Source organism: Ruegeria sp. CJ9, assembly GCF_056536625.1.
The window spans coordinates 92,717-118,544 of the sequence record NZ_JBQFPY010000010.1 but is presented as its reverse complement, the minus strand read 5'-3'; the positions used below and the strand labels follow the sequence as shown (position 1 = coordinate 118,544).

The 25,828-nt window shown below is 56.3% G+C and carries 32 protein-coding genes and 1 tRNA gene; 16 read left to right on the top strand and 17 right to left on the bottom strand.

Features of this window, described 5'->3' with window-relative positions; genetic code table 11:
- Positions 1-116: 116 nt before the first annotated feature.
- Positions 117-1,241: a guanitoxin biosynthesis MBL fold metallo-hydrolase GntH gene (gene gntH / locus ACR0AJ_RS18400; protein ID WP_480741550.1), complete on the bottom strand. Its 1,125-nt coding sequence runs from the start codon at positions 1,239-1,241 to the stop codon at positions 117-119.
- Positions 1,242-1,436: 195 nt separating this feature from the next.
- Between gntH and ACR0AJ_RS18395 the strand changes: the two genes are divergently transcribed.
- The gene (locus tag ACR0AJ_RS18395; protein WP_480741548.1) at positions 1,437-1,991 is read left to right on the top strand and encodes a TetR/AcrR family transcriptional regulator; all 555 of its coding nucleotides are present in this window, start codon (positions 1,437-1,439) and stop codon (positions 1,989-1,991) included.
- Positions 1,992-2,486: 495 nt separating this feature from the next.
- On the opposite strand, the gene ACR0AJ_RS18390 is transcribed toward ACR0AJ_RS18395, so the two are convergent.
- Positions 2,487-2,562: transfer RNA gene (locus tag ACR0AJ_RS18390), tRNA-Thr, on the bottom strand.
- Between the two features lie 182 nt (positions 2,563-2,744).
- Here ACR0AJ_RS18390 and ACR0AJ_RS18385 point away from each other — a divergent pair.
- The gene (locus ACR0AJ_RS18385) at positions 2,745-3,614 is read left to right on the top strand and encodes a hypothetical protein (protein ID WP_480741547.1); all 870 of its coding nucleotides are present in this window, start codon (positions 2,745-2,747) and stop codon (positions 3,612-3,614) included.
- A 55-nt stretch (positions 3,615-3,669) separates the two neighbouring features.
- Here the strand turns inward: ACR0AJ_RS18385 and ACR0AJ_RS18380 are convergent, their stop codons facing one another.
- Complete coding sequence (locus ACR0AJ_RS18380; protein WP_058282431.1) at positions 3,670-3,939, bottom strand: DUF2312 domain-containing protein; 270 nt, start codon at positions 3,937-3,939, stop codon at positions 3,670-3,672.
- Positions 3,940-4,100: 161 nt separating this feature from the next.
- Here ACR0AJ_RS18380 and ACR0AJ_RS18375 point away from each other — a divergent pair, with 161 nt between their 5' ends.
- On the top strand, positions 4,101-4,319 hold the full coding sequence (locus tag ACR0AJ_RS18375; protein WP_170351324.1) for a hypothetical protein: 219 nt from the start codon (positions 4,101-4,103) through the stop codon (positions 4,317-4,319).
- A 9-nt stretch (positions 4,320-4,328) separates the two neighbouring features.
- Here the strand turns inward: ACR0AJ_RS18375 and ACR0AJ_RS18370 are convergent, their stop codons facing one another.
- Positions 4,329-4,544 (bottom strand): hypothetical protein, encoded by a 216-nt coding sequence (locus tag ACR0AJ_RS18370; RefSeq protein ID WP_170351325.1) that lies wholly within the window; start codon positions 4,542-4,544, stop codon positions 4,329-4,331.
- 244 nt (positions 4,545-4,788) lie between these two features.
- Here ACR0AJ_RS18370 and ACR0AJ_RS18365 point away from each other — a divergent pair, with 244 nt between their 5' ends.
- The 4 genes from ACR0AJ_RS18365 to ACR0AJ_RS18350 are packed head-to-tail and all read left to right on the top strand — an operon-like array spanning position 4,789 to position 6,979.
- On the top strand, positions 4,789-5,652 hold the full coding sequence (locus ACR0AJ_RS18365; RefSeq protein ID WP_480741544.1) for an MBL fold metallo-hydrolase: 864 nt from the start codon (positions 4,789-4,791) through the stop codon (positions 5,650-5,652).
- Between the two features lie 32 nt (positions 5,653-5,684).
- Complete coding sequence (locus tag ACR0AJ_RS18360; protein WP_170362575.1) at positions 5,685-6,107, top strand: YeeE/YedE family protein; 423 nt, start codon at positions 5,685-5,687, stop codon at positions 6,105-6,107.
- Complete coding sequence (locus tag ACR0AJ_RS18355) at positions 6,107-6,538, top strand: DUF6691 family protein (RefSeq protein ID WP_480741542.1); 432 nt, start codon at positions 6,107-6,109, stop codon at positions 6,536-6,538. The genes ACR0AJ_RS18360 and ACR0AJ_RS18355 overlap by 1 nt, the downstream gene beginning before the upstream one ends.
- Positions 6,539-6,547: 9 nt before the next feature.
- A complete protein-coding gene (locus ACR0AJ_RS18350) occupies positions 6,548-6,979 on the top strand; it encodes a protein tyrosine phosphatase family protein (RefSeq protein WP_170362573.1) in 432 nt (143 codons plus the stop codon).
- Position 6,980: 1 nt separating this feature from the next.
- Here ACR0AJ_RS18350 and ACR0AJ_RS18345 read toward each other — a convergent pair whose 3' ends face one another.
- From ACR0AJ_RS18345 to ACR0AJ_RS18325, 5 genes are all read right to left on the bottom strand, one after another.
- Positions 6,981-8,087 carry a flagellar motor switch protein FliM gene (locus tag ACR0AJ_RS18345; protein WP_170414417.1) on the bottom strand — a complete coding sequence of 369 codons (1,107 nt, stop codon included), beginning with the start codon at positions 8,085-8,087 and terminating at the stop codon, positions 6,981-6,983.
- A 77-nt stretch (positions 8,088-8,164) separates the two neighbouring features.
- Positions 8,165-10,843, bottom strand: a complete 2,679-nt coding sequence (locus ACR0AJ_RS18340; protein WP_480741541.1) for an ATP-binding protein — start codon at positions 10,841-10,843, stop codon at positions 8,165-8,167.
- The gene (locus tag ACR0AJ_RS18335; protein WP_170351332.1) at positions 10,843-11,145 is read right to left on the bottom strand and encodes a hypothetical protein; all 303 of its coding nucleotides are present in this window, start codon (positions 11,143-11,145) and stop codon (positions 10,843-10,845) included. Before ACR0AJ_RS18335 ends, ACR0AJ_RS18340 begins: the two co-directional genes overlap by 1 nt.
- Entirely contained in the window at positions 11,142-11,522 is a 381-nt protein-coding gene (locus ACR0AJ_RS18330) for a response regulator transcription factor (RefSeq protein ID WP_480664327.1), read from the bottom strand. The genes ACR0AJ_RS18335 and ACR0AJ_RS18330 overlap by 4 nt, the downstream gene beginning before the upstream one ends.
- A gap of 75 nt (positions 11,523-11,597) precedes the next feature.
- Complete coding sequence (locus tag ACR0AJ_RS18325) at positions 11,598-12,893, bottom strand: helix-turn-helix transcriptional regulator (protein ID WP_170379193.1); 1,296 nt, start codon at positions 12,891-12,893, stop codon at positions 11,598-11,600.
- A 206-nt stretch (positions 12,894-13,099) separates the two neighbouring features.
- Here ACR0AJ_RS18325 and ACR0AJ_RS18320 point away from each other — a divergent pair, with 206 nt between their 5' ends.
- The 4 genes from ACR0AJ_RS18320 to aat all read left to right on the top strand — a co-directional run bounded on the left by ACR0AJ_RS18320 (position 13,100) and on the right by aat (position 16,331).
- Positions 13,100-13,636 carry a LuxR C-terminal-related transcriptional regulator gene (locus tag ACR0AJ_RS18320; protein WP_170351335.1) on the top strand — a complete coding sequence of 179 codons (537 nt, stop codon included), beginning with the start codon at positions 13,100-13,102 and terminating at the stop codon, positions 13,634-13,636.
- A gap of 151 nt (positions 13,637-13,787) precedes the next feature.
- A complete protein-coding gene (gene accB / locus ACR0AJ_RS18315; RefSeq protein WP_170351336.1) occupies positions 13,788-14,291 on the top strand; it encodes an acetyl-CoA carboxylase biotin carboxyl carrier protein in 504 nt (167 codons plus the stop codon).
- A 9-nt stretch (positions 14,292-14,300) separates the two neighbouring features.
- Positions 14,301-15,650 (top strand): acetyl-CoA carboxylase biotin carboxylase subunit, encoded by a 1,350-nt coding sequence (gene accC, locus ACR0AJ_RS18310; protein WP_170351337.1) that lies wholly within the window; start codon positions 14,301-14,303, stop codon positions 15,648-15,650.
- A gap of 48 nt (positions 15,651-15,698) precedes the next feature.
- Positions 15,699-16,331, top strand: coding sequence for a leucyl/phenylalanyl-tRNA--protein transferase (gene aat, locus ACR0AJ_RS18305; RefSeq protein WP_170379189.1), 633 nt, complete (start codon positions 15,699-15,701; stop codon positions 16,329-16,331).
- Here aat and ACR0AJ_RS18300 read toward each other — a convergent pair.
- The 6 genes from ACR0AJ_RS18300 to ACR0AJ_RS18275 form a co-directional block, all read right to left on the bottom strand.
- The gene (locus ACR0AJ_RS18300) at positions 16,286-16,654 is read right to left on the bottom strand and encodes a DUF2155 domain-containing protein (RefSeq protein WP_170379187.1); all 369 of its coding nucleotides are present in this window, start codon (positions 16,652-16,654) and stop codon (positions 16,286-16,288) included. The genes aat and ACR0AJ_RS18300 overlap by 46 nt on opposite strands.
- Entirely contained in the window at positions 16,651-17,103 is a 453-nt protein-coding gene (gene mlaD / locus ACR0AJ_RS18295; protein WP_480741537.1) for an outer membrane lipid asymmetry maintenance protein MlaD, read from the bottom strand. Before mlaD ends, ACR0AJ_RS18300 begins: the two co-directional genes overlap by 4 nt.
- 12 nt (positions 17,104-17,115) lie before the next feature.
- Positions 17,116-17,499, bottom strand: coding sequence for an NADH:ubiquinone oxidoreductase subunit NDUFA12 (locus ACR0AJ_RS18290; protein WP_170362565.1), 384 nt, complete (start codon positions 17,497-17,499; stop codon positions 17,116-17,118).
- A 79-nt stretch (positions 17,500-17,578) separates the two neighbouring features.
- Complete coding sequence (locus ACR0AJ_RS18285) at positions 17,579-17,941, bottom strand: RidA family protein (protein ID WP_170379183.1); 363 nt, start codon at positions 17,939-17,941, stop codon at positions 17,579-17,581.
- A 62-nt stretch (positions 17,942-18,003) separates the two neighbouring features.
- Positions 18,004-19,269, bottom strand: a complete 1,266-nt coding sequence (clpX, locus tag ACR0AJ_RS18280; protein WP_170351343.1) for an ATP-dependent Clp protease ATP-binding subunit ClpX — start codon at positions 19,267-19,269, stop codon at positions 18,004-18,006.
- Positions 19,270-19,403: 134 nt separating this feature from the next.
- Entirely contained in the window at positions 19,404-20,036 is a 633-nt protein-coding gene (locus tag ACR0AJ_RS18275) for an ATP-dependent Clp protease proteolytic subunit (protein WP_058282412.1), read from the bottom strand.
- 310 nt (positions 20,037-20,346) lie between these two features.
- Here ACR0AJ_RS18275 and ACR0AJ_RS18270 point away from each other — a divergent pair, with 310 nt between their 5' ends.
- Positions 20,347-20,688, top strand: coding sequence for an ArsR/SmtB family transcription factor (locus ACR0AJ_RS18270; RefSeq protein ID WP_170351344.1), 342 nt, complete (start codon positions 20,347-20,349; stop codon positions 20,686-20,688).
- 12 nt (positions 20,689-20,700) lie between these two features.
- Here the strand turns inward: ACR0AJ_RS18270 and ACR0AJ_RS18265 are convergent, their stop codons facing one another.
- A complete protein-coding gene (locus tag ACR0AJ_RS18265) occupies positions 20,701-21,768 on the bottom strand; it encodes a zinc ABC transporter substrate-binding protein (RefSeq protein ID WP_480649095.1) in 1,068 nt (355 codons plus the stop codon).
- A 95-nt stretch (positions 21,769-21,863) separates the two neighbouring features.
- Here ACR0AJ_RS18265 and ACR0AJ_RS18260 point away from each other — a divergent pair, with 95 nt between their 5' ends.
- The 4 genes from ACR0AJ_RS18260 (at position 21,864) to ACR0AJ_RS18245 (ending at position 24,096) form a co-directional block, all read left to right on the top strand.
- Positions 21,864-22,343, top strand: a complete 480-nt coding sequence (locus ACR0AJ_RS18260; protein ID WP_170362560.1) for a Fur family transcriptional regulator — start codon at positions 21,864-21,866, stop codon at positions 22,341-22,343.
- Between the two features lie 26 nt (positions 22,344-22,369).
- Positions 22,370-23,089, top strand: coding sequence for an ATP-binding cassette domain-containing protein (locus ACR0AJ_RS18255; protein ID WP_254438811.1), 720 nt, complete (start codon positions 22,370-22,372; stop codon positions 23,087-23,089).
- Positions 23,089-23,883, top strand: coding sequence for a metal ABC transporter permease (locus ACR0AJ_RS18250; protein WP_170398827.1), 795 nt, complete (start codon positions 23,089-23,091; stop codon positions 23,881-23,883). The genes ACR0AJ_RS18255 and ACR0AJ_RS18250 overlap by 1 nt, the downstream gene beginning before the upstream one ends.
- Before the next feature lie 75 nt (positions 23,884-23,958).
- On the top strand, positions 23,959-24,096 hold the full coding sequence (locus ACR0AJ_RS18245; protein WP_082643663.1) for an entericidin A/B family lipoprotein: 138 nt from the start codon (positions 23,959-23,961) through the stop codon (positions 24,094-24,096).
- 1,110 nt (positions 24,097-25,206) lie between these two features.
- Here ACR0AJ_RS18245 and ACR0AJ_RS18240 read toward each other — a convergent pair.
- Positions 25,207-25,656, bottom strand: coding sequence for a hypothetical protein (locus tag ACR0AJ_RS18240; protein WP_170351349.1), 450 nt, complete (start codon positions 25,654-25,656; stop codon positions 25,207-25,209).
- Between the last annotated feature and the right edge of the window lie 172 nt (positions 25,657-25,828).

Genomic DNA, 25,828 nt, shown 5'->3' with positions numbered 1-25,828 from the left:
AGTTCCCCAGTTCTCGACACGCGTCTGTGACGCAGCCGTCATTCTCATGGGAAGACATTTGCCGTTTTGTCCCGCGCGACCTGTGATCTGGCCGCGCGGATACAGCGAAGTTGTTGTTATTGATCCGGCATCGGCGGCGGGGTGTATCCTTCCCACTTGCCAGCAGTCACCTTGTCAGATGGCTCTTTTTCCTTCGAGCGAGGCGCCTTGATATATTCGTCGCTGACTGCCGGTGGCAGGGCATAGTCATCCACGCTGGCCTCCCGGACAACAATCTGATCCTTGGTGACATTGATTACCTGAAGATCGCGCGCTAGCGTCAGCGGCCCGTCATACGTCGAACGAACGCCTTCCAAAATCGCCTGGTAGTTTTCTGGTGAAAGAACAGAATGGTATCCCAGTGCCATGCGAGGCTTGACCGCTGACATGACCTTGCCAAAAGCCGCGGGTTCGGTGTGGACGCGGGTGGCGACATAAGTTGCCTGCTTCATGTCCCAGCCAAAGTAGGGTGCCAACGCATCTGGCGGCAAAAACGCTTCGTGAGACGCTAAGTCTGCGTCTTTGGCATACTCGACATACCATTTATTCGGGTAGGTATCTCCGCCAAAGACGTACTTTAGCCCGTTCCATTCAAGGGAATAACTGACCGAGCCATCGAGGCTGTGGATCGCCGGCCAGGAACGAATGATGACATCGTTTTCTTGGTAAACGATCTCGTTCTCCTGCATGTAATCGAATTCGGTGACATCAAGTTTCGCACCCTCATCCGGCAAAGCACCGGTTCTGGTCGCAAGGTCCCAAGCATAAGCCTTCGACATACCGTCTACATATGCCTTGGTGCCCAGTTCTTCCTCGGATCCGGACGGACCGAAAATACGAAGCGGGGTGTAGCGGCCAGAGAGCCAGCCTCCAACGTGAAGACCCATGAAGTCACCGACATGGTCTACATGCAGATGGCTGAAAAAGACTTTATCGATCTTTGAGAAATCTGGTCGCAATGAAAAAAGGTTGCCAGTAGATCCGGTGCCAACGTCGAAAAGAAAGGTATCCCCATTGCCCAACTCGACTAGGAACGAAATGGAAACGGCCGCTTTTGTTTGGTTTGGCATCCCCGTGCCCAATGCGGTGATCCGCATCTCGCTTTCACCGAGAATTTCAGTGTTTGGGAAATAGGACGCCGGATAGGTTCCGTCTTCGATTGCTGCAGCCGTTCGACCTTTTGGAAGCATATTCTGCGCCAACGCGGATCCACTGACCGCAAGCCCAAGCGCCAAAACTGCACTTGTCGTGGAAATGAGTAATCTATTCATAGTTCCCCCTCCCTTTAGACGTGGCTAAGCATGTCACAAAAGCGTGATTCTCAAGTCAACCATAGACATCTCTACGGTAGTACCATAGACTTCTCTATGTCAATAGAGGCCTCTATGGAAAGCGGAATGGCAGTAATCGAAAAAAAGGAAAAAGCGTCGCGCGAGGATTGGTTGCTTGCGACGCTGGACGTTTTGAGAGAGCGCGGAATAGAAGGCGTAAAGGTCGTCGCTATTGCGCGTAGGTTGGGGTTGACGAGCGGAAGTTTCTATTGGCACTTCAAGAATTTAAAAGATTTACTCGACGCCGTTTTAACCTATTGGGAAGAAGCTTTGACCGGGCACATCATTGAGGATGCAATAAAGTTTGAAGGTCCCGCGAAAGAGCGGATCAGGCTCTTGATGCAACAGGTCATTCGCGAAGACGCTTCCAGACCAGACGGGGCCATTGCGGTCTGGGCGAAGTCTGATGCGGACGCTGCATTGAGTTATAAGCGCGCTATGGACCAGCGGTTTGAGTTTTCAGCCTGGTTGTTCGAACAGGCCGGTTTCGGGCCTCAAGACGCTGAAATTCGCGGTCGTATGATGGTAATGACGCTGATGGGGGAAACAACCAACGGGTTAAAGAACTCTGACGGTTGGGAAGGTATTCTCGACCGACACTGGCGCGTTTTGGTAGCGTAGTCTTCTAAGTAGGTTCCAATAGCCACCTCGTTTGCAAATCCGATTTCAATCTGATCGGTTCATTTGGGCTGTTGGAGCATTTACCCCGTCGTTGGTCTCGAAAGCTACTGCCGCCCAGAATTCACCGGTTTTGGATGACAACGAGCTTGCAGCCGACGGGTCTGATAGTTCGGTTGAGAGTGGACCACTCAACTTTGCATAGTCCGCTTCCTGCGCATTGCTGCCATTGTGGACGTATGACGATGCGGCATCAGCGAATGGCGGCTTCGTGGCCGTTGCTACTGGTGATAGCGCAACACCCGTAGAATCGACACTGCCTATCGTCTCGAAAAACAGATCGCACATTCCTTACCGGGCTTGATCACTAGTTTTGGCCGGAAGTCAAAGTCGATGGAGCACCGGCTCGAATCCGAGATACGGCTTCGAGCCATACGTCATCTTACGTACATCTTACGTACATTGGCATTTCGTAAGTCATTGTTTTTAAATGATTTGTGGTGCCCCCACACGGACTCGAACCGCGGACCTACTGATTACAAATCAGTTGCTCTACCAGCTGAGCTATAGGGGCACTGAGTGTCGATTACTTTCTCTTGTTGGAGACTGCAAGCCAATATTTTTATCTTAACTTAGTGAATGTCGGATTTCTTGGCAACGCGAAGAAACAACCGGGCAGAATGGTGTGGATTTGACTGTTCCGACCGCAGGCTGTAACCCGACTAGAAGAGTTGAAAGCAAGGACAAGAACCGAAAATGAAGGTTGCTATCCACGCGGGCGCGGCTTTTACAGATGAAGGCCGCGTGCTGAACTCGTTGAAGAAAAACTCAGGCATCCTGAAAAATAACGGGGTCAAGATTTTTGGCGCGCGACGATACAACTGGACCTTCAATCCCATTTTTGAAAAGTTGGGAACTAAGGCCGTCGACTTATCCCAAAACCTCAATAGCATTCTGCCAAACGATTCACATACCCAGCGCGCGATCTTTTCCAGTGGAAGATTTGCGGGTGAACCGGCTGATGCCTTGCAGGAAGGGCAGTTGTATCCTTTAGCCGGTCGCAGAATGGCGCTGTTGGAGCAAGCCTTTGATGAACACCAACTTGAATTGTTCATAGGGCTCAGAAATCCGGGCAGCTTTATCCCCAAATTCCTGATGTCGCTGCCCGAAGGTGAGCGTGCCGAAATTGTTCGAAACACTGACCTGAGCTGCCTTAGCTGGATCGGCATGATCGAAGACATTCAGGACCTCGCCCCCAGCGTTCAAATCACATTGTGGAGCAATGAGGACACCCCGTTTATCTGGGGGGACATTGTGCGGTCTTTGACTGGCTTGGACGACAGCACGACGCTGGTGGATGAATATGACCTGTTGGCGACTTTGCTGGATGAAGCCGGACAAACCAAAGTGCTGGCCCTGAGCAACCAAATTGAGCCGCAAGACAGGTCAGCCCTGCATGAACAGTTGGCGCAGATCTTTGAAGAGCACGCGCTGCCTGAGAAAATCGAGGAAGAGTTGGACTTGCCCGGCTGGTCCACCGAGATCGTGGACGCGTTTTCAGAATTGTACGAACAGGATCTTGAACGGCTTGGTGCTGTACCGGGCGTGCGTGTTCTAAAACCCTGATCGTGAATGTGGGGGACCCGCATGACAAGAATCGTCAGACGGACCCAGCCCTGTTTCAGCTCATGCCAAGAGCTTCCTTGTACATCTCAAGCACCGCCTCTTCTTCGGCAATATCGTCCTTGTCGCGCTTGCGCAGCGCGATTACCTTGCGCATGACCTTGGTGTCGTATCCACGGGCTTTGGCCTCCGCCATCACCTCTTTTTGCTGTTCCGCAAGGTCTTTCTTTTCTGCGTCCAGGCGTTCAAAGCGTTCGATGAACTGGCGCAGCTCACCCGCGGTAACACGATAATTCGCAGTGGCCTGATCTTCGGTCATGTCATCCATAAATGTCTCTCCCAGAGGTGGATATCTGATGCTGTGACAGCGGGCTCTACGCCGGATACATTGCTGCCGCACGGGCCGCAAGCACCCAATCCTGCCGGGCTTGTGTGAGCAGTGGCGATCCGCTAAGCGCTGGTGGAATTGACAAGCAAATGTGGGGAACCATGTTCGAATTCATCACCTGGGGCGGTGCCGCCCTGTCGCTTGCCGGGCTCTGCGGCCTGGTTTGGTGTATCCTGCGTGTGATGAAGGCGCGCAAGTCTGGCCTGTCGGACGAGGAACTGCGCGCAGTTGTTCAAGGTGTATTGCCGTGGAACCTGGCATCACTGTTTTTGTCGGTTCTTGGCCTGATGGTGGTGATCGTCGGGATTTCTTTTGGCTGACCGTTGAATTCAAACGGGCAGATTATCAAAGCGCGCTTCCATCGCATCTTCGCACAGGGCTGCATCCAAACGACGTAGGCGCGACGGGACATGCATTCCCTGCTGGCGCATCCGTTGAATCACTTTGGCCACACTTGGTTGCAATGCCAGACGTGTATCAAGGCACGCTCCGCTGAGCTTTTCTTCAAGTTGTTCGGCTTCTGAGTATAAATTGACTGACGACATTTCTATCCTCCCAAATGTCTTCATTTAGTCTGATATATGTGACCGTTTTAAGACCCGTTTAGATTGTTACACAATCGCGCGGAAAACCGCCTGTTCGTCGGACTATTTTTGCGACCGGGGGCGATTTGATTAAATTTTACTCGAAACGAGGCTACCCTGCTTTGACCCGCATCAAATCACGCAGTGTTGATTGCAATATATTCCGTAATTAATATATGAATTACCGACATAGGCGGAGGACCACATGACACCAAAAGTAAAAGCGTTTTTCGACTCCGAGACCTTTACGGTTTCCTACTTGGCGCAAGAGCCCGAAGGGCTTGCATGCGCGATTATCGACAGCGTTCTGGATTTTGACCACGCCTCTGGCCGGACGGGTACGCACGCAGCCGATAAGATCATCGAGTACGTGCGGGCGAACAACCTGCGGGTTGAATGGATTCTGGAGAGCCATGTGCACGCCGACCACTTATCCGCTGCCCCCTATCTGCAGGAAAAGCTGGGCGGCAAGATCGGGATCGGGGATCAGATCGTTACCATTCAGGAAACCTTCGGTAAAATCTTTAACGAAGGGACCGAGTTTCAGCGGGACGGCAGTCAGTTCGACGCCCTGTTCCGCGAAGGCGACAGCTTTCACGTTGGTCAGATGCGCGGCGATGTTCTGCATACGCCCGGCCACACTCCGGCCTGCCTGACCTATGTGATTGGCGATGCCGCGTTTGTCGGCGACACTCTGTTCATGCCCGATTTCGGCACGGCGCGCTGTGATTTTCCAGGTGGGTCGTCCGCAACGCTATACGAATCGATCCAAAAAATTCTGGCACTACCGGATCAGACGCGCGTCTTTGTGGGGCATGATTACATGGCGCCGGGGCGCGACGAATATGCTTGGGAAACAACCGTGGGAGAGCAAAAGGCGCTGAACGTCCATATTGGTCATGGACGCTCTGTCGAAGAGTTCGTTGAAATGCGCGACGCCCGTGATGCAACGCTGCCCATGCCCCGCCTGATTCTGCCGTCGCTGCAGGTGAATATGCGTGCAGGGCAGATGCCGCCAGCCGATGAAGATGGCGACGTTTACCTAAAACTGCCACTGAACAAACTCTGAAACATTGACGGCTGTCACGCAAAGGACAAACAATGCAACCTGAATGGATATGGGGCCTTGGCGGAGGTCTTCTGATTGGGCTGGGTGCTGCCCTCTATTTACTGGGCAATGGGCGCATCATGGGGGCCAGTGGCATTCTGGGCGGACTGGTCGACGGCAGTGATCGATCACTTGAACGGCTGGCTTTTCTTGCGGGATTGATCGGAGTGCCCTTGTTGCTGCGGCCCCTGCTCTTGCCCGCGGCCCAAACTCATCTGACCGGGAACATCACCCTCGTGATTATCGCCGGTCTATTGGTGGGGTTGGGCACACGCATCGCCAATGGGTGTACATCGGGGCACGGCGTTTGCGGAATATCCCGATTTTCCCTGCGGGGCATTGTCGCCACAATCGTCTACATCATGGCTGGGATCGCAACGGTCGCTCTGCTGCGCCATGTCTGGGGGCTGATCTGATGCGCGTAGTCATTTCATTTCTTGCAGGATCGTTGTTCGGAATCGGCCTGCTGATCTCTGGTATGACCGACACAACCAAAGTGCAGGGCTGGCTGGATTTGTTCGGACAATGGGATCCAACGCTCGCCTTTGTGATGGCTGGCGCGATCCTTCCCATGCTTGTCGCATGGCGGTTGACGTCCAACCGCCGCCCACTGACCGGAGGGAGGTTTCCGCAAAAAGCCGCACCCGAATTGGACCGCCAGTTGATCATTGGCTCTGTTCTGTTTGGCATGGGTTGGGGATTGGTTGGGCTGTGCCCCGGGCCGGCCCTTGCCTCGCTGAGCTATGGTGGAGTTGGCGGAATTGTGTTCCTCATCGCCATGATTGTGGGCATGGTTGCGGCCCCAACCCTTGGCGCGCAACTGGACAGGGCAGCCAACGCGGCCTAAGCAATTGCCATGGAGATTCGCCCGATTACCCCCCGCTACGCCGTCTCGCCGCAAATTTCGGTCGAGGACGTCCCAGCCATCGCCGATGCCGGTTTTGTCAAAGTGATTTGCAACCGGCCCAATGTCGAGGTTCCTGCGGACATGCAATCAGACGCCATCGGCGACGCGGTGCGTGCGGCGGGTATGGAATACGAGGTTCTGGAACTGACCCACCAGACCATGACCCCTGAAAATGTGGCCCTGCAACGCGAGTTGGCCGAAAGCTGCGGCGGACCGGTTCTGGCCTATTGCGCCTCGGGCACGCGGTGTTCGGTAGTGTGGGCATTGGGGCAGTGCGATCGGATGAGTGCGGACGACATCCTGAACGCGACCACCAAAGCGGGTTACACGCTGGACAACCTGCGCCCGATCCTTGAGCAGATCCGCGGCGACACTGAGTAAACTAGCTAGAATTATTGGGATCAGTTGTGGGCGTCGACAACCCGGCCAGCTGCGAAATTTCGGCAACCATTTGATCTGAGTCGGCGAAATTCAGGTTCGTTTCCAAATCCTCCGGTGCGATTGAATCGAACGGGACAGGCATCTGCGACATCTCTGGTTGTGCGGGTATGTCCGGTTCCTGATGTGATGCCACAGGCGACCGGGCCTCCAGAAACTCCTCGGCTTCAGATTGGGTCAACGCCGTAAGCGGTGCGCATTCGTTCAGGCGCACGGCGCGCATCCCGCCACATTGCCCCAAGCGACCAACGGCAGCGCGCGCGCGGTCGATCGTCAATACCTGCGCCCGATCCAGCCGTGATCCCGTCAACGGCAGCACATCCCCAACGGCAAGGTCAGACAGCGACGCCAGCGGCAAGGTCATTCGGCAGATCACCGCGTTTAACTCTGCCCGCAAAACACCCGAAGCCTGTTCAAGGTTTGGACCTGTGTCCTCTTGCCTGACCTCCCCCTCCTGCTCTGCCGGATGATCGGGCAGGAAGACAGAAATCTGGCCCTGCCGTAGGCCACCGCCCAGTTCCACGGTAAGGTCAAACACCCGATACGTATCTTCAACCATCGCCAGTGACAATGTGCTCAAATCTGCCAAACGCGTCGAAAATTCATACCCCAACAAACTGGATCGATCCAAGGGCGCATCCACCAGTTCCACAGACCGTGCCAAGACCTGCTCGACCAACGGGGCAACCATCGCACCATCCGTGTGCGTGAAGGCACGTGGCGCAGGATCACCTGCCATTACCTCACCAATCGTTTGCACTTGAACGATGGCTGAAACAGCGCCCAGATCCATGCAGACAGCGGCAGAGATTCCATCGCTGTTCATAAACTGCAGCATCAACCAATCTTCCCCAACCGGCCCCGCCAGCATGTCCGGCGTACGGTTGGATTGTTTGGCCCCTATGACAACAAGCGGGAGTTGCAAATTGTCCCCGGCCGCGCGGGCAAAAGCCAGCCGCAGCGCCCGCAAGATCGAGCGTGGCTTATCGCCCTGCTCTTCCCGTCCCGCTGAAAGCTTGCGCGCCAATGCTGCGCTGACCGTTTGCGACATTCCCGAATCCGCTGTGTTTTTCCGCGTCTGACACCCTGTCTAAACCGGTGCTGGTTACGAATGTCTTTACAAGCACATCATTGCGCGGCCTGCCGATAGGCCAGTGGCAACCGAACACGGAAGGCCGCCCCGCCCTGACCGGGCAGATAGGTGATTTCACCGCCCAGTCGCTGCATAATCTCGCGGCAGATCGCCAAACCCAATCCGGCACCCCCAGCTTTGTCGACGCCAACACGGGCGAATTTTTCGAACACCATCGAGCGGGACTCGGGCGGGATGCCACTGCCGTTATCGGTAAAATCAATCACAACTTGCCCACCAACATCATGGGCCGAGATTGTCAGTTCGGGCTCGTCAGCATCACAATATTTCTGAGCATTGGAAATCAAATTGATGAACACCTGCCCCAGCCGATCCAGATCGGTTAACAGCGGGATACGCTCGGACGCTTTCGCGCGTTTGACGGTCAGTGTTTGCCCGGTTCCGGCCAATGCACTGGACACCGCCCGATCCAGAACCGAGCGAAGCGTATCCCCGCCCACGTTCAGGCTGACCTGTCCGCTTTCCAGCACGCTAAGATCAAGTAGGTCATCCAACAATCGCGTCAGGCGCAAAGCTTCGTCATGAATGATCGCGGCATAGCGCGTCTGTTCTTCGGGGCTCAGCCCGTCGGTGTCACGCATGATCTCGGAAAACGCGCGGATCGAGGTCATGGGTGTGCGCAACTCATGGCTGACCTGGCTAAGGAAACTATCCTTCTGTTCCGAGATTTGCGTGAGCTTGGTGTTTGCCTCGCGCAATTGCCGCGCGGTGCGGGAAAGCTCGGCGGATTTGACCTCCAGTTGGCTGGAATACTCCAGCAACTGCGCGGATTCGTCGGCCACCGCCAACAGGTCTTCGACCGAAACGGATGATCCCCCGACGATCTGGCCAATCATCGCATGCGCTGTGGCCGCACCGACAGAGCCGCTGAGTTCCCGTTCCAGACGTTCCAGAAAGGCGGGCGTGGGTTCCGGCAGGCTAGAGCGACCACCCTGCTGTTCTGCCTCGGCATGAAAGAAGTCTTGCGCCGGGCCCGCCCCCAAAATCCGCTGGGTCATGATCATCAAATCTTCGCTCTGGGCCACCGATCCCGTCCAGCCGCGCGGCGCGACCGAATGGTCGAAAACGTTAACGAATTGCGCTCCTTGCAGGCGTTCCAACGGGCTGGGAACGCTTAGCAACGATGCAACGCAGAACGCCACCGTATTCAGGGACAGTGACCACATTACGGTGTGTACCATCGGGTCCATACCTTCGATCCCAAACAGGGCCTGCGGGCGCAGCCAACCCCACCCGAAGGGCCCGTTTTGAACGACCGTTTCGGGTATCAACGCCCCACTCATCCCCGGCAACAGCAGTGTGTATATCCAAAGCAGGAAACCTACCGTCAGCCCCACCAGCGCGCCGGTCCGCGTAGCACCGCGCCAGAACAGACCGCCGACTAGTGCGGGCAGGATTTGAGAAATCCCGGCAAAGGCCACCAATCCGATTGACGCCAAAGCCGCGCCGCCACCGGACAGGCGGTAGTAAAAGAAACCCAGCGCCATGATGACAGCGATCGACACCCGACGCGCCATCAGAACGACATTCCGAACGTCCCCCGAAACCGAGCCGGACCCTTCCTGCGTGCTCAGCCAGATTGGCATGACCAAATGGTTTGACACCATGGTCGACAACGCCATTGCGGTAACGATAACCATCGATGTGGCCGAAGAGAAGCCACCGATAAAGGACAACATCGCCAACCAATCATTGCCCTGAGACAAGGGTACAGTCAGGACAAACAGATCGGGATTTGACCCTTCGGGCATCAGGTCCAGACCAACGACCGCGATCGGCACCACAAAAAGGCTCATCAACAGCAGATACAGCGGAAAGGCCCAGGCAGCGGTCCTCAGATGCCCTTCATCCGCGTTTTCAACCACCATCACCTGAAACATACGCGGCAGGCAGATAAAAGCCGCGGCAGAGAGGAAAATAAACGTTGTCCAGCGCCCCGCATCCACATTCCACTGACCGATCTCAGAGGCGTCGATCCGGTCCATCATCGGCCCCACGCCCCCCGCAACGCCCCAGACCACAAAGGCACCAACCGCCAAAAGCGCGAACAGCTTGACCACGGATTCCAATGCGATGGCCGTCACTACTCCGTGGTGCCGTTCATTGGCATCCAGGTTCCGGGTCCCAAACAGGATCGCAAAGATGGCCAACCCTGCAGCAACCCAGAAAACACTGGCACCTTCGCGATACAGCCCCGAGGGGTCAGCCTCGGCAAAGATAGAAAACGACAGGGTAATGGATTGCAGTTGCAACGCGATGTAGGGGGTTCCGCCTAGCACAGCCAGAATGGTCACACAGATCGCCAGCGTATTGGATTTGCCATAGCGTGAAGAAATCAGGTCAGCGATCGAGGTCACTCGCTGACTGCGCCCGACCCGCACCAGTTTGCGCAGTCCCCACCACCAACCGACCATCACCAGCGTTGGCCCCAGGTAAATGGTTACAAACTCTAACCCCGACCGCGCGGCGTTGCCCACGGCGCCATAAAACGTCCAAGCCGTACAATAGATCGACAGCGACAGTGTGTAGATCAGTGGAGAACGCAGCCAAGCCCCCCGCCCGGCCGCCGCCATCCGATCCGCGGCAAACGCGACCCCGAACAGCAGAACAACATAGGCAAGGCAGACCAGAATAAGGACGTTCAGCGTGGCCATCAATCCGTCTCGGGCTCGGAATCGTCCGGAATGGCCATACGCCGGGCAGCAAAGCCAAACACTAGGCTGGCAACAATCAGGCCCGCCCAGCAGGCAAAGATGTAAAAAATCGCTGAGGACAGGGGCACCCCTTCCGGCGCACCCGGCTCATCAGGCCACAGCAACGGAATGGCCAGCAGCGCCGCCCCCAAAAATGGCAACAGGCGCGCGGCGTCTGACAGCCTGCGGCGGCGATAACTCTGTCGCTCAAGAAAAAGCGAAGGCCGAACCCCCGAGGGCGGCCGGTCTTCGCCGGTGCTCATGACTGTGTCGCCTGCGCATGCAGGTCGCGCACTGCCGTCAGCATCTCGGTATTGGAAAACGGCTTGGTCATGAAGCGGCTGACACCGGCGTTTTCAGCCATTTCGCGATCTCGGGACTGGCCGCGGGCTGTCAGCATCAAAACCGGAAGGCCCTGCATATCTTCAAGCTCACGCAAGTCGCGTAGAATCTCCATCCCACTTTTGCCCGGCAACATCACGTCCAGAATGACCAGATCCGGGCTTGCCCCCTGAATGACCTGCAACGCGTCCGTGCCTTCGGCATGGGTTTCCACCTGCCAACCCTCACGCGTCAGTAGAAACCGAATGGCCTCGGCGATGTTGGGCTCATCCTCAATTAACAGAACCTTACGGCTCATTATCTGTCCTCCCCGTGACGGGCTACAAACTGGCAGACCCGTCTCCGACAGCTTACGCGCAGTGTCAGGAAACTGTCAAAAACCTTCGCTCAGAATTGACGGTTCGCGCCGCGACTTGCAGTCGCTGTGCGGGCAGACCCTGCAACTGGGCCCAACCCGGGCCACGGCCTGTTCGTCATGCGCCACGTCTTCGACCGAGCGTACCAGCATCACCGAGCGATAAACTGGCCCCTCGTCGTACCCGGAAACGGATTGCGGCCAGGCATAGGCATAACAGTCGAAGACAGCGGCCGTCCGACCAAGCTGTACAATGCGTTGCCGAATGGGCACCAAGGGCCTGTTCAGGGCCTGAAACAACGGCCACAGGGGGCAGGCTTCGCCAAAACGCGGCATAGCAAAGCCGGGGACGGATTTGTTGAACAGAATGCTGCCGGATGCGTCACACACCACCAGACCCGTCGGGCGGCCCAGATACCCGTCCGGCAGGGCCGCCAACCGACGCAGCACCGTCGCAAGATCCACCGAAAACCGGGACGCCAATTGCAGCGGGTTCAACGCAGATTCTGCCAAAGCCGCTTGCACATCCTCTAGCGGCATGGCCCGGGCATCTGCAGCATAGATGTCAAGAAAGTCTCGTGTCAGGGATTTGGCTGTCGCCGAATCCAGATCGCTCAGATCAATTTCAGCGCCGGGCCCACCCTGTTCGATCTGCGGGAAATGATGCCCGTTGGCGTCGAAAAACGCCTCGACATCCTCCAGCGGAACGCCCCGATGATCCCCGGCGGAATCGCTTTCATCAAGGTAAGCCACAAGCGATTTCGAGCTATCCGCCAAGCGTTCCGCATCCTGATGCAGGTTGCTGTGAAACCGGTCCCGCCATTCTGGTTCGATTTCCTGCGTGTCTGCCAGAATAGCCGCGGTTGAACGAATCGCAGCAGCGGTTGACAAGACCTCGTGCATGGACGCCGCCAGATGGGGATCATGAGTCAACCTGTCAGATAAGGTTTCGACTGTGCGCTCCAACGACACCACACGCCGATGCATCTGGGCCAGTACACCCGCCCATCCAGGGAACCGGCCCGCGAATTCTTCTAACCCGTCCAGTTCAGCCTGTTGACCAACGGCATCAGCCGCCGCCTCGCGTAGCGCGGCAATCAATGTGGCTTCGATCCCCTGTGTCAGCACCGAAGGTTCCACCGCCAGCACCGTCGCTATATTGACCAGCAACTTGCCACCGATCCGGCGGCGGTTGTGTTCGATAAGATTAAGGTAAGATGCCGATATCCCGACCCGCCGCGCCAGCTCAGCCTGGCGCATCCCGGCGATCTGACGCCTTTCCCGAATGCGACTGCCTGTCAGCGTATCGCGCATACCCTTACCCCTATCTTAAACGAACTTATTAAGTCATTTCTTGAGGATGTTTTCAAAACTTGTTGTTCTTTTCTATTAGTTATGCGCAAATTTTCAAAACCACTTTACAAATTTAACACACCTGCACGCCGCATCGTTCACCAGCTATGATCAGAATCTGCGTACAGCCCCTTCTCATTTCACCCAATTCCCGGCACGATAGCTGGATGAGCGACCCCGCCTTTGAATATGCACCAATCGGATTAGTCGAATTAGAAAACCGGATTATCCGGCGCTGCAACCTGCAGTTCGCCCGCACCTTTGGCGGCGAGGTTGCGGATTATCGGAACATGCCTCTGTTGCATCTGTACCCCTCGGTCGCCGATTGGGAGCGCATAGGCGCACGCAGCCTGCAGGTGATGCGCGACACCGGGTATTACACGGATGAGCGGGTCATGCGGAGGCGCAACAGCGATCTGTTCTGGTGCCGTGCCCGCGGGCGCTCGTTAACACCGGACGATCCGTTCCGACATGGCATCTGGAGCTTTTCCGACATCTCGGAAGAACGTCCCCTGGTCGAACTGACTGTTCGCGAGCGTGAGGTTGCCATCATGTCTTGCCGTGGCCTGTCCGCAAAGGAAATCGGGGTTGAATTGGGCCTTAGTTATCGGACGATCGAAGCCTATCGCGCGCGCCTGCTTGAGAAATTCGGGGCACGCAAACTACCCGAATTGGTGGCGAAACTTTCAGGAATGCCACTGTAGCCCCTTTCCCCCCGGGGAAACTTGGGTAAAACCCTTATCTGTCAGGCCGAGACTGCGCTTTTCATGGCCGGGCGCTTGGCTTATAACGCTGCGTAATTAGACCAAAGCCCGCAGGAACAGACGGGCCAAAGGGGAACCGTCGAGGACACTCATGACAGACACCAAACACGAAGCGGATGTGGCATTCATCAAGGCACTGGCTGAATTGCTGCGCGAAAACGATCTGACCGAATTGCAGGTCAAACGCGAATATGGCGAAGAAGACAGCCTGAACGTGCGCGTCAGCCGCATGAACCAGGTCGCCGCTGCTCCGGTTCAGGTTGCCGTTCCTGCCGCAGCCCCGGCCGCGCCCGTTGCTGCCCCTGCCGCCGCGCCTGCAGCAGCCGAAGCCCCCGCCGCACAGGAAGATCCGGCCAGCCACCCCGGCGCCGTAACCTCGCCCATGGTCGGCACCGTGTATATGCAAGCTGAACCGGGCGCACCTGCGTTCATTTCGGTCGGCGCGTCGGTGTCCGAAGGCGACACGCTGCTGATCGTCGAAGCGATGAAAACCATGAACCATATCCACGCGCCCAAAGCAGGCACCATCAAGCGTATTCTGGTTGGTGATGGTGACGCTGTAGAATTCGGCACCCCTCTGGTCATCGTTGAGTAGGGCGGGCCCATGTTCGATAAAATCCTGATTGCCAACCGAGGCGAGATCGCCCTGCGCGTCATCCGCGCAGCGCGCGAGATGGGGATTAAGACGGTCGCCGTGCATTCAACCGCTGACAGCGACGCGATGCATGTGCGCATGGCGGACGAATCGGTATGTATCGGCCCTCCGCCCAGCCCGCAGAGCTATCTTTCGATGCCCGCGATCATCTCGGCCTGTGAAATCACCGGCGCACAGGCGATCCACCCCGGTTACGGCTTCCTGTCCGAGAATGCCGAGTTCGTGCAGATCGTCGAAGATCACGGCATCACCTTTATTGGCCCCACCGCGGAACATATCCGCATCATGGGCGACAAGATCACCGCCAAAGACACGATGAAACAACTGGGTGTGCCCTGCGTTCCCGGTTCGGATGGTGGTGTGCCTGACCTGGCAACCGCTAAAAAGATCGGCGAAGATTTCGGCTATCCCGTTATCATCAAAGCCACCGCAGGTGGCGGTGGGCGCGGCATGAAGGTCGCGATGAACGCCGATGAGATGGAAAGCGCATTCATGACCGCACGTGCCGAGGGCAAAGCCGCCTTTGGCAATGACGAGGTCTATATTGAGAAATACCTGACCACGCCGCGCCACATCGAAATTCAGGTGTTTGGCGATGGCAAAGGCAAAGCGGTTCATCTGGGCGAACGCGACTGTTCGCTGCAGCGTCGCCACCAGAAGGTGTTTGAAGAGGCCCCTGGCCCCTGCATCACGCCAGAGGAACGCGCCAAGATCGGCAAGGTCTGTGCCGACGCCGTGGCCAAAATCAACTATATCGGCGCGGGTACCATCGAGTTCCTGTACGAAAACGGTGAGTTCTATTTCATCGAGATGAACACCCGTCTTCAGGTTGAACACCCGGTAACCGAAGGGATCTTTGGCGTCGACCTGGTGCGGGAACAGATTCTCGTGGCTGCCGGTGAAGACATGTCGTTCGGTCAGGACGATCTAGAAATCAATGGCCACGCCATCGAAGTTCGGATCAATGCTGAAAAACTGCCCAACTTCTCACCCTGCCCGGGCAAGATCACGGCCTATCATGCGCCCGGCGGATTGGGCGTGCGGATGGATTCAGCGCTTTATGATGGTTACTCAATCCCGCCCTATTACGACTCACTGATTGCCAAACTGATCGTACAGGGCCGCGACCGGGCCGAGGCGCTGGCGCGTCTGGAACGCGCATTGGGCGAACTGATCGTGGACGGCATTGATACCACTGTGCCGCTATTTCACGACCTCCTGCAGGAACCCGATATTCACAGCGGCACCTACAACATCCACTGGTTGGAACGCTGGCTCGCTGAGAATATGCCTGACTAACCTACTGGGGGCGAAGGGCTGCAATCCTTCGCCCTTCGAGCATTCCGCATGAGCCTTTCCCCGGAACTCTTACTACACGGCTATTCCATCGGAATTTTTCCGATGGCTGAAAACCGCGACGCACCAGAATTGTTCTGGGTTGATCCCAAGTTCCGCGGAGTCTTTCCCTTGGATGGATTTCACGTCTCGCGCAGTCTGGCACGCCGCATCCGAAATTGCGGGTTCTCTGTCACCATAGATCAGGAATTTACCGGGGTGGTCGACGGCTGCGCAGATCGCGCCGACACCTGGATCAATGCCGAACTTCGCGAGCTTTACATACAAGTTCATCAGTCAGGCTATGCGCATTCTCTGGAAGTTTGGGAAAAGGATCAATTGGTTGGCGGTGTTTACGGCGTTACATTGGGGGCTGCATTCTTTGGGGAAAGCATGTTCTCACGCCGAACAGATGCGTCAAAAATCGCACTGGCCTATCTGGTGGACCGACTGCGCCAAACCGGGTTTCGGCTGTTTGATACGCAGTTTCTGACAACTCATCTGGCGTCCTTGGGTGCAATCGAAATTCCGCGCTCGCAATACCGTCAGGAATTGGACGAGGCATTGAACGCCAACGCAGATTTTACCACGCCTTTGGTTCAGTCGCCCGAGGGTGTAATACAGCGGATCACCCAGACGTCATAGCGTGCATGATCCAGCGCGTTCAGGGCTGGAGACGTTGCAATCATCCAGCCGTCAAACAATTGATCCGACTTACCTTTTTCCCAGATCGTCAAATAGGCAAACGCATCACCTGTCGGGTTATCGACAGGATAGCGGCAATCCCCCAATGCAACATCCAGACCGAATACCTCTCCGGTCTGACCGTTTTGCATTTCGACATCGACGGTTTGGCCGCTGACTTTGTCCAGGCCCCGCAGGATTGCTCCGGGGGCGGATTGAACCTTTTCCTGAGCTGATGCGCCAGAGGCGAGCAGCAGCGCAGCGATTAGGGCGAAACGCCTCATTCGCTGCTATCCCCGGCCACGAATTTGACCAGTAGTGAGATCAGGCTCACCGCGCCTTGGGTATCTTCGACCTGATCGCCCGGCTCGAAATAGAAAGGCGAACCACCGGGCATCACCTCAACGAAATTGCCGCCCAGCAGCCCTTCGGAAGAGATCACGATGGCACTGTCATCAGGCACCAGAATACCGTCCCGGATCGTGAATGTCGTGTCCGCACGATAGGTGTCTGCGTTTAGGGTAACACCGGTTACCGTGCCAATCTTGACCCCGGCCAGACGTACATCCGTGCCGACACCGACACCTTCCAGCGACCGGAAGGAGGCCCCCAGTTGATACCCGTCACCGCCTTGCGACAGACCGGTGGATTGGCTTGCATAGACGCCAAAGGCAACGGCACAGGCCAAAACGGCCCCGCCGACAAGAACTTCGGTCACATTGTAAGTAGACATTGCTCGCCTCGTTTATTCCGGGCTCCAGGCCTCGTAATCTTTGCGCTCGATCGGATCTTGCCGACGCAGAGATCCCGCGGGTGCATAAGCCAGTGCGGTACCCGTCAGGTTTTCTTGATGGGGCTTTTCCCAGGATTTGTGCTGTAACGGTTTGTCGGTTGGCGGCTCGTCCCAGGTACGGTGCAGCCAACCGTGCCAATCCGGATCGATCCGGCTTGCCTCGGCTTCGCCGTTGAAAATCACCCAGCGCTTACTGTCATCGGCGTTTTGGTAGAACACGTTGCCTTCGTTGTCCTCACCGACCTTGACGCCCTTGCGCGCGGTATAAATCTGCGTGTTCAGAGTGGCCCCGTTCCACCAGGTTACGGCCCGCAATAGCGTGTTCAGGATTCCCATCGGCTGCCTCCGGCATTTCTGTCCCCGCAGATATGGACCAAAGGCACGCCAAGGTCCAGTGTCACAAAGGCTGCACTCACTATTCCGGCAAATAAGCCGTTACTTCAATTTCGATCCGGAATTTCGGATCAATCAAACCGCATTCGATCATGGATGTGGCCGGAGGGTTTTCTCCGAAATACTCTCGCAAAATCGGCCAGCAGGGTTCAAATTCGGCACGGTCCGGCAGCATGTATGTTACGCGAACAACATCAGCAAAGCTGGCCCCAGCCTCGCTCAGAGCTTTTTCGATTGTCACCAGTGCTGCACGACATTGTTGGATCACATCATCGCCCTGCCCGACCGTCCCAGCCACATGAACCCAGCCACCGGCTACCACCGCACGGCAGTAGCCTATTTTGGCTTCGAATTCTCCGCCCGAGGAGATACGTTTGATCGTCATGATGCCTCCAAAAGAAAACGGCGCGGTCCATGCCGCGCCGTGTTTGCTAATTCGTTTTGAACTTAACCGGCCGAGGCCGATTCCGCCGCGTCCGCATAGATAATCAGCGGCTGCTTGTCGGACGACACAGCCTCTTCGTTGACCACAACCTCGGTCACGTTTTTCATGCCGGGCAGTTCGAACATCGTATCCAGCAGGATGTCTTCGAGGATCGAGCGCAACCCGCGCGCGCCGGTCTTACGTTCGATGGCCTTCTTGGCAATCGCCTTCAGCGCGTCGTCGGTAAACGCTAACTCAGCATCTTCCAGTTCGAACAGGCGCTGATATTGTTTGACCAGAGCGTTCTTGGGCTTGGTCAGAATGGTAACCAGCGCGTCCTCATCCAGATCTTCCAGCGTTGCCAAAACCGGCAGACGACCGACAAATTCCGGGATCAGACCGAATTTCAGCAGATCTTCGGGCTCCAGATCTTTGAAAATTTCGCCCACACCGCGTTCATCATTGTCACGTACGTCAGCACCAAAGCCCATGGCCGAGCCCTTGCCACGTTGCGCGATGATCTTGTCCAGACCCGCAAACGCACCACCGCAAATGAACAGGATATTCGTCGTGTCCACCTGCAGGAATTCCTGCTGCGGATGCTTACGACCACCTTGCGGCGGAACACTGGCCACGGTGCCTTCCATCAGTTTCAGCAGCGCCTGCTGAACGCCTTCGCCCGACACATCGCGCGTGATCGAGGGGTTTTCGGACTTGCGTGTAATCTTGTCGACTTCATCGATATATACGATGCCGCGCTGCGCGCGTTCGACATTGTATTCGCTGGCTTGCAGCAGTTTGAGAATGATATTCTCGACATCCTCACCCACGTAACCGGCTTCGGTCAGCGTGGTGGCATCTGCCATGGTGAACGGTACGTCCAGAATCCGAGCCAATGTCTGTGCCAGCAAGGTTTTACCGCAACCGGTTGGGCCGATCAGAAGGATGTTGGATTTCGCCAACTCAATATCGCCACCCGCCTTTTGGGCGTGGTTCAGACGCTTGTAGTGGTTGTGAACCGCAACCGACAGAACCCGTTTGGCCGTCGCCTGACCGATCACATAGTCGTCCAGAACCTCGCAGATATCTTTCGGTGTCGGAACCCCGTCCGAGGACTTCAGACCGCTGGCCTTGGTTTCCTCGCGGATGATGTCCATGCACAGTTCGACGCATTCATCGCAGATAAACACGGTCGGTCCGGCAATCAGCTTGCGCACCTCATGCTGGCTCTTGCCGCAGAAGCTACAGTAGAGCGTGTTCTTGCCGTCACCGCCTGAATTCGTCGCCATGTTCTACCTTTCGGGCTTCGTCCCTGCGGCCCATCCTGAACCGCGCTTGCCACCTGTTGGTGCAGCTTAGGCCAGCACCGAGACGGCTACAATCTCAAAATGCGCCCCCGCACCACCGGCCCAGGGGCTTAAACTCAGGCCTCGTCGCCGTCCATTTTGGCGCGGTTTTCAACGATTTCGTCGATGTGACCCCAATCTTTCGCCTCTTCCGGGCTCATGAAATTGTCACGATCAAGTGCTTTTTCAACTGCCTTTTTGGTCTGGCCCGTATGACGCACGTATATGTCATAAAGGCGATCCTTCAGTTTCTGTGTCTCGGCTGCGTGAATCATGATGTCGCTGGCCTGACCCTGATACCCGCCGCTGGGCTGGTGGACCATGATGCGGCTGTTGGGCAGCGAAAACCGCATGCCTTTTTCGCCACCAGCCAGCAAAACCGACCCCATCGAGGCCGCCTGACCGATTACCAATGTCGAACATTTCGGCTTGATATACTGCATTGTGTCGTAAATCGACAAACCCGAGGTCACCACTCCACCTGGCGAGTTGATGTAGATCGAGATCTCTTTGCTGGGGTTTTCCGCCTCAAGATGCAGCAGCTGCGCCACGACAAGATGGCTCATCCCGTCATGGATCGGGCCGTTGATGAAAATGATCCGCTCTTTCAAAAGGCGCGAGAAAATATCGTAGGCCCGTTCGCCCCGGCTGGTCTGTTCGACCACCATTGGGACGAGCGTATTCATATAGGTATCAACTGGATCGAACATTCTGAACCTGCCTGCTTTGCTATGGATCGGGACATTACCCGAAGAAACGTTACCCGAGTCTTAGTGTCGCCATCGGGGGGCTGCAAGGGGGGCCGGATACTTCACCCCCTATCGCCGTGTTTTAAGGCCCAATCCCGCTGTCGCCAAAGTTATCGCGGTGATGTCCATCAAATCTCATCGCTGTCACATCACATCATTTTGATCCGTGCATATAGAAATACATGATCAAAATATGTAACCAAACATAACGCGTATCGGATCCGCTCAAAACAACATCCACCCCGCTTACGCGTAGAAAAGGAAACAAACGATGGCCCTTCCCCAGCTTTCGCAAAATATGCCTCCCGAGTCGTTCGACAAGATGGTTAACAACGCGACGCGCGCGTCGAATTTCCTGAAAGCCATCAGCCATGAGGGTCGCTTGATGATCCTGTGCCACCTGGTGTCTGGCGAAAAATCCGTGACCGAATTGGAAGAATTGTTATCGGCGCGTCAGGCTGCCGTGTCCCAGCAATTGTCGCGCCTGCGCCTTGAGGGGCTGGTTACGCCCCGCCGCGAGGGCAAGGCGATCTATTACCGCCTGGCGGATGACCGCCCGCGCCGCATGCTGGAACTTGTCTACGACATGTTCTGTGGCGAGGAAAAAGGCTGAACTTTCAGCCTTTTACGATCCGTTGGCACAGGCCTGATAACCGTCGACCAATGCGCGCAGCAAATCCGTATATTGATCTGCGCCAGGGTTAAGGGCTACGCCGATCGGATCCAGATGATAGATTGCGGCGCCCGTTCCCTCAATCGCAGTTTTCACCAAACGAGTGTCGTATTGCGGTTCCGCAAAGGCGCAGACGATCTGATCTTCGGTGACTTTTTCCTGCAGGGCGGCCAGACGCGCGGGTCCCGGCGCCGAGGCGTCGCCCAAGCTGACGGATCCAGAGGTTTCCAAGCCAAAGCGCTTTTCGAAATACTGATAGGCATCATGGAATGTGATGAAGCTGCGTGCCTGCATGCCGCTTAAATCAGCAGCTATTTCATCCTGCAAGCCAGCCAGTTCGGCATCGGCGGCCTGTGCATTGTCTCGATACTGTTGCGCGTTTTCCGGATCAGCGGTCGCCAGAGATTCCGCGATTACCTGAATCCAAACCCGCGCATTTTCAGGGTCCAACCAGGCATGCGGATCAATTCCGTCATGGTCATGGTCATGACCGTGATCGTCGTGGCCTGCGTGCCCTTCTTCGTGGTCGTCGTGGCCTTCATGTTTGTCTTCGGCATGATCGTCATGACCATCATGATCGTCGTGGTCGTCATGATCAGAATGGTCGTCATGCTTGGCGTGGTCATCGTGATCATCGTGATCATCATGATGATCCTCTTCATGACCCTCTTCGGTAACATCGCGAAAATCGTACAGAACTGTTCCATCTGTATCCAGCAAAGTCACAAGCTGCGCATCCTCGGACAATGCACTCAGTGGCTTGGCCATCCAGGGAGTCAGCTCTTCGCCGACCCAGAACACCACATCCGCCGATTGCAATGCACGTGCCTGAGAAGGCCGCATCGCGTTACTGTGCGGCGAAGCACCCGGCGGGATGATCAGATCTGGCGATCCTACCCCATCCATGACGCGTGCCACCAAGGAATGAACCGGAGCAATATCAGTGGCGACCTTTGGGGCTTCGGCTGCAGCTTGACCTGCCAATCCGGCACCAATTACATAAAGGGAAAAACGGATCATGCGCACTCCAAGATGATATGTTATCACATTCTTTGGGCGCTTGATAAGCCTGGTGTTATAACATATCAAGCAGAAAATACCCGGAGCGCATCACCATGAGTACAGTTGGCTTCAGACAACACGACCACACGCATTGCGTTCATACAGCTCTGGCTCAGGCCGACGCAAAGTGCAAAGCGCAGCGCCTGCAATTCACACCGGTCAGGCGCCGCGTACTTGAGATTCTGCTGGAAAAACATCGGGCAATGGGTGCCTACGACATCCTCAGCGTCCTGTCCGCCGAGGGGATGGGTTCGCAACCGCCCGTGGCTTATCGCGCACTGGATTTTCTGGTGCAGAACGGGTTTGTCCACCGGATCGAACAACTGAACGCCTATACCGCCTGCGCCCACCCGACCCATGACCATATTCCGGCCTTCCTGATCTGCCGATCCTGCAAAGCTGTAGCCGAAACTGAAACCGAGCTGACGCAGGGCCGTTTGGGCGCTGCGGCCAGCACCTCGGGGTTTCGGATCGAGCGGGTTGTGGTCGAAGCCGAAGGTCTGTGCCCCGAATGCATTGGGGATCAACCGTGACAAAAACGCTGATCTCTCTGAAGGACATGTCCATTCGCGTGGATGGCCGAACCATTCTTGAACATGTGAACGCCTCGGTTTCCGAAGGCGAGATTGTCACGATTGTCGGACCAAACGGATCGGGCAAATCGACCCTTCTGCGCGCGATGATTGGTGCGGTCTCTCCTGCCCAAGGCACCGTGCAACGCGCGCCAGGCCTGCGTATCGGTTATGTACCCCAGAAACTGGCGCTTGATGCGGCCCTGCCGATGACAGTCCAGCGGTTTCTAGGTCTTCCCAAGCGCATCTCGGCCCGCGACGCCGTCAATGCATTAGACATTGCCGGGGTCCCCGACCTTCGCAGCAGGCAGATGACGAAACTGTCCGGTGGCCAGTTTCAACGCGTTCTTCTGGCGCGTGCTTTGCTGGAAAATCCGCAACTGCTGCTATTGGACGAGGCGACACAAGGGCTTGATCAACCCGGTGCGGCTGCGTTCTACCAACGGATTGAGCAGGTTCGCCGCGATTTGGGCTGCGCGGTCGTGATGGTCAGCCACGACCTGCATGTGGTCATGGCGGCCTCGGACCGAGTGCTGTGTTTGAACGGACATATATGCTGTGAAGGTTCGCCCAACACTGTCGCTGACGCACCTGAATACCGGGCATTGTTCGGCAGCGGCACCAAGGGAACCATGGCTTTGTATCAACATAAGCACAGCCATTCCCACCATCACGATCACCATCACGCACAGGACAATACCAACTGATGCTGGACGATTTTATGGTACGCGCCGCCCTTGCAGGGGTTGGCGTTGCAATTGCGGCGGCCCCTCTGGGTTGTTTCGTGGTTTGGCGTCGCATGGCTTATCTGGGCGAGGCGACCGCGCATGCCTCGGTTTTGGGGGTTGCGCTGGCGCTTGCGTTTTCGCTGCCCTTCCTGCCTGCTATTGTCGCTGCCGCTTTGGCCATGGGTCTGACCGTGACGCTGCTGCGTGGTAAGGGTTTTGCCATGGACACGTTGCTGGGCGTCATCGCCCATACTGCACTGGCAGCCGGATTGGTCACCGTAGCCTTGTTGGCGGATGTCCGACTGGATCTGAACGCCTTTTTGTTCGGCGACATCCTAGCCGTTACCAAAACCGATTTGACGACAATCTGGGTTGGCGGCACATTGATCCTTGCCCTAATGATCTGGAGGTGGTCGGCCTTGTTGGTGGCCACGCTCAACCCGGACCTGGCCTACGCCTCAGATATCGACCCAAAGCGCGAAGAAATGTGGTTGACCGTTGCCATGGCTCTGGTCGTGGCCGTTGCAATCAAGGTGGTTGGCGTTCTTTTGATCGCAGCCTTGCTGGTAATCCCTGCGGCGGGTGCGCGGTCTTTGGTCAGAACACCCGAAGCCATGGCGTTCTACGCCGCGATCATAGGCTCTGTGGCCGCATTGGGCGGGCTGTGGGGCGCGTATCTGGCCGACACGCCAGCCGGGCCCAGCATCGTTTGTGCGGCGGCTTTGATCTTTGTTGCAACCGCGCTGTTTGGTCCGTTGATCCGCAAGGAATAATACGGGACCCAAAGCTCTGGTTCCGTTCGGGAAAAACTGCTACGCAACACATAACTGACACAAATGGAGACACCGATGACCCGTGCAATTCTGATTGGCCTGGCCCTGTTCACCCTCACCGCTTGTGAAACCGCAAAGGGCGCTGGCAAAGACATCGAGAAAGCAGGCGACGCGATTCAAGGTGCGGCCACGGACGTGCAGGAAAACCTGTAAACCACTCCATTTATTGCTGGCTCGAGGCAGGAACCGCAACATATAGTTGATACCGGCCACGATCCGCAGTAAACTGCGGATCACAGGTGCATAGACGCGGTATTGCATTTCTGACAACACGACGGGGTTCTTGTGTACACACAAGAACCCCGTTCCCTTTTTTAAAGGGGATAGAGTGGCAGTCTGTTTCAAGCCAATGTCCGGCAAAAGGAAAAGGCGTCAGGTGCGCAGACGCGGTCCATGCATGCATCCTTGCGGATACTCCTGACGCCTTGCCGGGTCGACACGTCCGAGGAACGTCCCGAGCCAGTTGCCCCGGCCCCCTAAAGGGCCAAAGCCGCTGCGTCGTACCTGCTGGCACCACACAGCACGCGCCGACCTTCTGAGAGGGTAATCGCCTGATCCAAAGTCGAAACCTAGATCAGCCATTTGCCCACCGGTAAATCATTGCAACGAAAAACAAATCCTAAAATCCGCTCTCATCGCTCTGACCCCCTGGCCTTTGCGCCCCGCTTAGGTTCCGAAGAACCGTTGCAGTAATCAGACTGTTACATTCGGACCTGTCTCGAACAAGAAAATAGCACTGCAGCATGAAAATTAGACGGGGATAAGATGTTGATATGTGCCGGGAAGCTTATGTGGATAACTCTGGAAACTTCGAAGTGCCACTGGCTTGGCGGTGGAAAAATAAAATCATCCGACAATAACGCAATTTTGCAGTCTTTCTGCGAGTGCAAAGGCCATTAATCGGTCAAATTAGTAACAACCGTGAGATTCACCGATCCCCAGAGGCAAGTTTCCAAGAATCGATCCCACTTTTCGCAGCGGACATAATGTGAGTTTTGGGTCGAGCGCCATTGCCCACTTTCTGCAATACCGCGCTGAAGGATCGCGAAACCCGGCTGGCCTGTACCGAGGAACGCCGCTTTTGGGCATAGACCAATCCGAGCCCTGTCGCAGGTGGCACCATCACCGCCCGACCCGCCCCCTCACCGAGGGGATCATAGTTCCGCTTTTTGAGAAGCGCTCCGACCCGATCAGGATTACCTATTACGTGCTGCAACAAACCGCAGCCAGTACCCCCTACAGACCGATCGGGCCAGAAACGCTTCAGTTCACCTGACGTTCCAGAACGGTGCTGTAAGTCGTTCCGTTACGCAGGCTACGGAAATCCGCATAGATCTTTCCATCTTCGTACCGGGCGTCGATCAACGCGTTTGCGCCGATGATCATGGGCGAGGTTTCGATGATCCCGATACTTCCCGAACCGTCCAGGCTGATGGTGCCAGTGGCCTCATTTTCGTTCCACTCGGCATCGCCTTCGCGACGCCATTTGCTGGGACCCCAGAACACGTTGTCTTCCTGAATCTGGACATCCAACATCCATTCAGCCTGATTGAACCTGGGCTCATCGCCGCGTTGATAATGGCTTGGTGAAACGGTTGTGTACGAGCCCAACCAGGTACCGCGCAGATCCGGCGCGGTATCAGCCAGCGCGGCCGTACCAAGGGTGAGGGTCGTGGCCAGAGCGGCTGCTCCGGCAGTCATGTATCTGGTCATTGGCTCTCTCCTTCTGTCGGGCCGATGCTGGCCTGCTCAACAGATTGGAAGGGCGTGATCCAGTTACAACTTACCTGAGGGAAACTTCATGATTGGTTCATGGACCCCTTAGATATCCACAGCGAACGGGGGCACATCAAACCCCGCACCCCTGTCGCAAGCCTTTGTGAAG

Coding starts and splice junctions, on each gene's coding strand:
- ACR0AJ_RS18245 (WP_082643663.1), top strand. CDS start 23,959: ATGACCCGTGCAATTCTGATTGGCCTGGCCCTGTTCACCCTCACCGCT.
- ACR0AJ_RS18320 (WP_170351335.1), top strand. CDS start 13,100: ATGAGCGACCCCGCCTTTGAATATGCACCAATCGGATTAGTCGAATTA.
- clpX (WP_170351343.1), bottom strand. CDS start 19,269: ATGGCGACGAATTCAGGCGGTGACGGCAAGAACACGCTCTACTGTAGC.
- ACR0AJ_RS18265 (WP_480649095.1), bottom strand. CDS start 21,768: ATGATCCGTTTTTCCCTTTATGTAATTGGTGCCGGATTGGCAGGTCAA.
- accC (WP_170351337.1), top strand. CDS start 14,301: ATGTTCGATAAAATCCTGATTGCCAACCGAGGCGAGATCGCCCTGCGC.
- ACR0AJ_RS18385 (WP_480741547.1), top strand. CDS start 2,745: ATGAAGGTTGCTATCCACGCGGGCGCGGCTTTTACAGATGAAGGCCGC.
- ACR0AJ_RS18330 (WP_480664327.1), bottom strand. CDS start 11,522: ATGAGCCGTAAGGTTCTGTTAATTGAGGATGAGCCCAACATCGCCGAG.
- ACR0AJ_RS18250 (WP_170398827.1), top strand. CDS start 23,089: ATGCTGGACGATTTTATGGTACGCGCCGCCCTTGCAGGGGTTGGCGTT.
- mlaD (WP_480741537.1), bottom strand. CDS start 17,103: ATGTCTACTTACAATGTGACCGAAGTTCTTGTCGGCGGGGCCGTTTTG.
- ACR0AJ_RS18365 (WP_480741544.1), top strand. CDS start 4,789: ATGACACCAAAAGTAAAAGCGTTTTTCGACTCCGAGACCTTTACGGTT.
- ACR0AJ_RS18380 (WP_058282431.1), bottom strand. CDS start 3,939: ATGGATGACATGACCGAAGATCAGGCCACTGCGAATTATCGTGTTACC.
- ACR0AJ_RS18260 (WP_170362560.1), top strand. CDS start 21,864: ATGAGTACAGTTGGCTTCAGACAACACGACCACACGCATTGCGTTCAT.
- ACR0AJ_RS18395 (WP_480741548.1), top strand. CDS start 1,437: ATGGCAGTAATCGAAAAAAAGGAAAAAGCGTCGCGCGAGGATTGGTTG.
- ACR0AJ_RS18325 (WP_170379193.1), bottom strand. CDS start 12,893: ATGCGCGATACGCTGACAGGCAGTCGCATTCGGGAAAGGCGTCAGATC.
- ACR0AJ_RS18340 (WP_480741541.1), bottom strand. CDS start 10,843: ATGGCCACGCTGAACGTCCTTATTCTGGTCTGCCTTGCCTATGTTGTT.
- ACR0AJ_RS18240 (WP_170351349.1), bottom strand. CDS start 25,656: ATGACCAGATACATGACTGCCGGAGCAGCCGCTCTGGCCACGACCCTC.
- accB (WP_170351336.1), top strand. CDS start 13,788: ATGACAGACACCAAACACGAAGCGGATGTGGCATTCATCAAGGCACTG.
- ACR0AJ_RS18255 (WP_254438811.1), top strand. CDS start 22,370: ATGTCCATTCGCGTGGATGGCCGAACCATTCTTGAACATGTGAACGCC.
- ACR0AJ_RS18370 (WP_170351325.1), bottom strand. CDS start 4,544: ATGTCGTCAGTCAATTTATACTCAGAAGCCGAACAACTTGAAGAAAAG.
- ACR0AJ_RS18335 (WP_170351332.1), bottom strand. CDS start 11,145: ATGAGCACCGGCGAAGACCGGCCGCCCTCGGGGGTTCGGCCTTCGCTT.
- ACR0AJ_RS18350 (WP_170362573.1), top strand. CDS start 6,548: ATGGAGATTCGCCCGATTACCCCCCGCTACGCCGTCTCGCCGCAAATT.
- ACR0AJ_RS18290 (WP_170362565.1), bottom strand. CDS start 17,499: ATGGGAATCCTGAACACGCTATTGCGGGCCGTAACCTGGTGGAACGGG.
- ACR0AJ_RS18355 (WP_480741542.1), top strand. CDS start 6,107: ATGCGCGTAGTCATTTCATTTCTTGCAGGATCGTTGTTCGGAATCGGC.
- ACR0AJ_RS18275 (WP_058282412.1), bottom strand. CDS start 20,036: ATGTTCGATCCAGTTGATACCTATATGAATACGCTCGTCCCAATGGTG.
- ACR0AJ_RS18270 (WP_170351344.1), top strand. CDS start 20,347: ATGGCCCTTCCCCAGCTTTCGCAAAATATGCCTCCCGAGTCGTTCGAC.
- ACR0AJ_RS18300 (WP_170379187.1), bottom strand. CDS start 16,654: ATGAGGCGTTTCGCCCTAATCGCTGCGCTGCTGCTCGCCTCTGGCGCA.
- ACR0AJ_RS18345 (WP_170414417.1), bottom strand. CDS start 8,087: ATGTCGCAAACGGTCAGCGCAGCATTGGCGCGCAAGCTTTCAGCGGGA.
- ACR0AJ_RS18375 (WP_170351324.1), top strand. CDS start 4,101: ATGTTCGAATTCATCACCTGGGGCGGTGCCGCCCTGTCGCTTGCCGGG.
- ACR0AJ_RS18285 (WP_170379183.1), bottom strand. CDS start 17,941: ATGACGATCAAACGTATCTCCTCGGGCGGAGAATTCGAAGCCAAAATA.
- aat (WP_170379189.1), top strand. CDS start 15,699: ATGAGCCTTTCCCCGGAACTCTTACTACACGGCTATTCCATCGGAATT.
- ACR0AJ_RS18360 (WP_170362575.1), top strand. CDS start 5,685: ATGCAACCTGAATGGATATGGGGCCTTGGCGGAGGTCTTCTGATTGGG.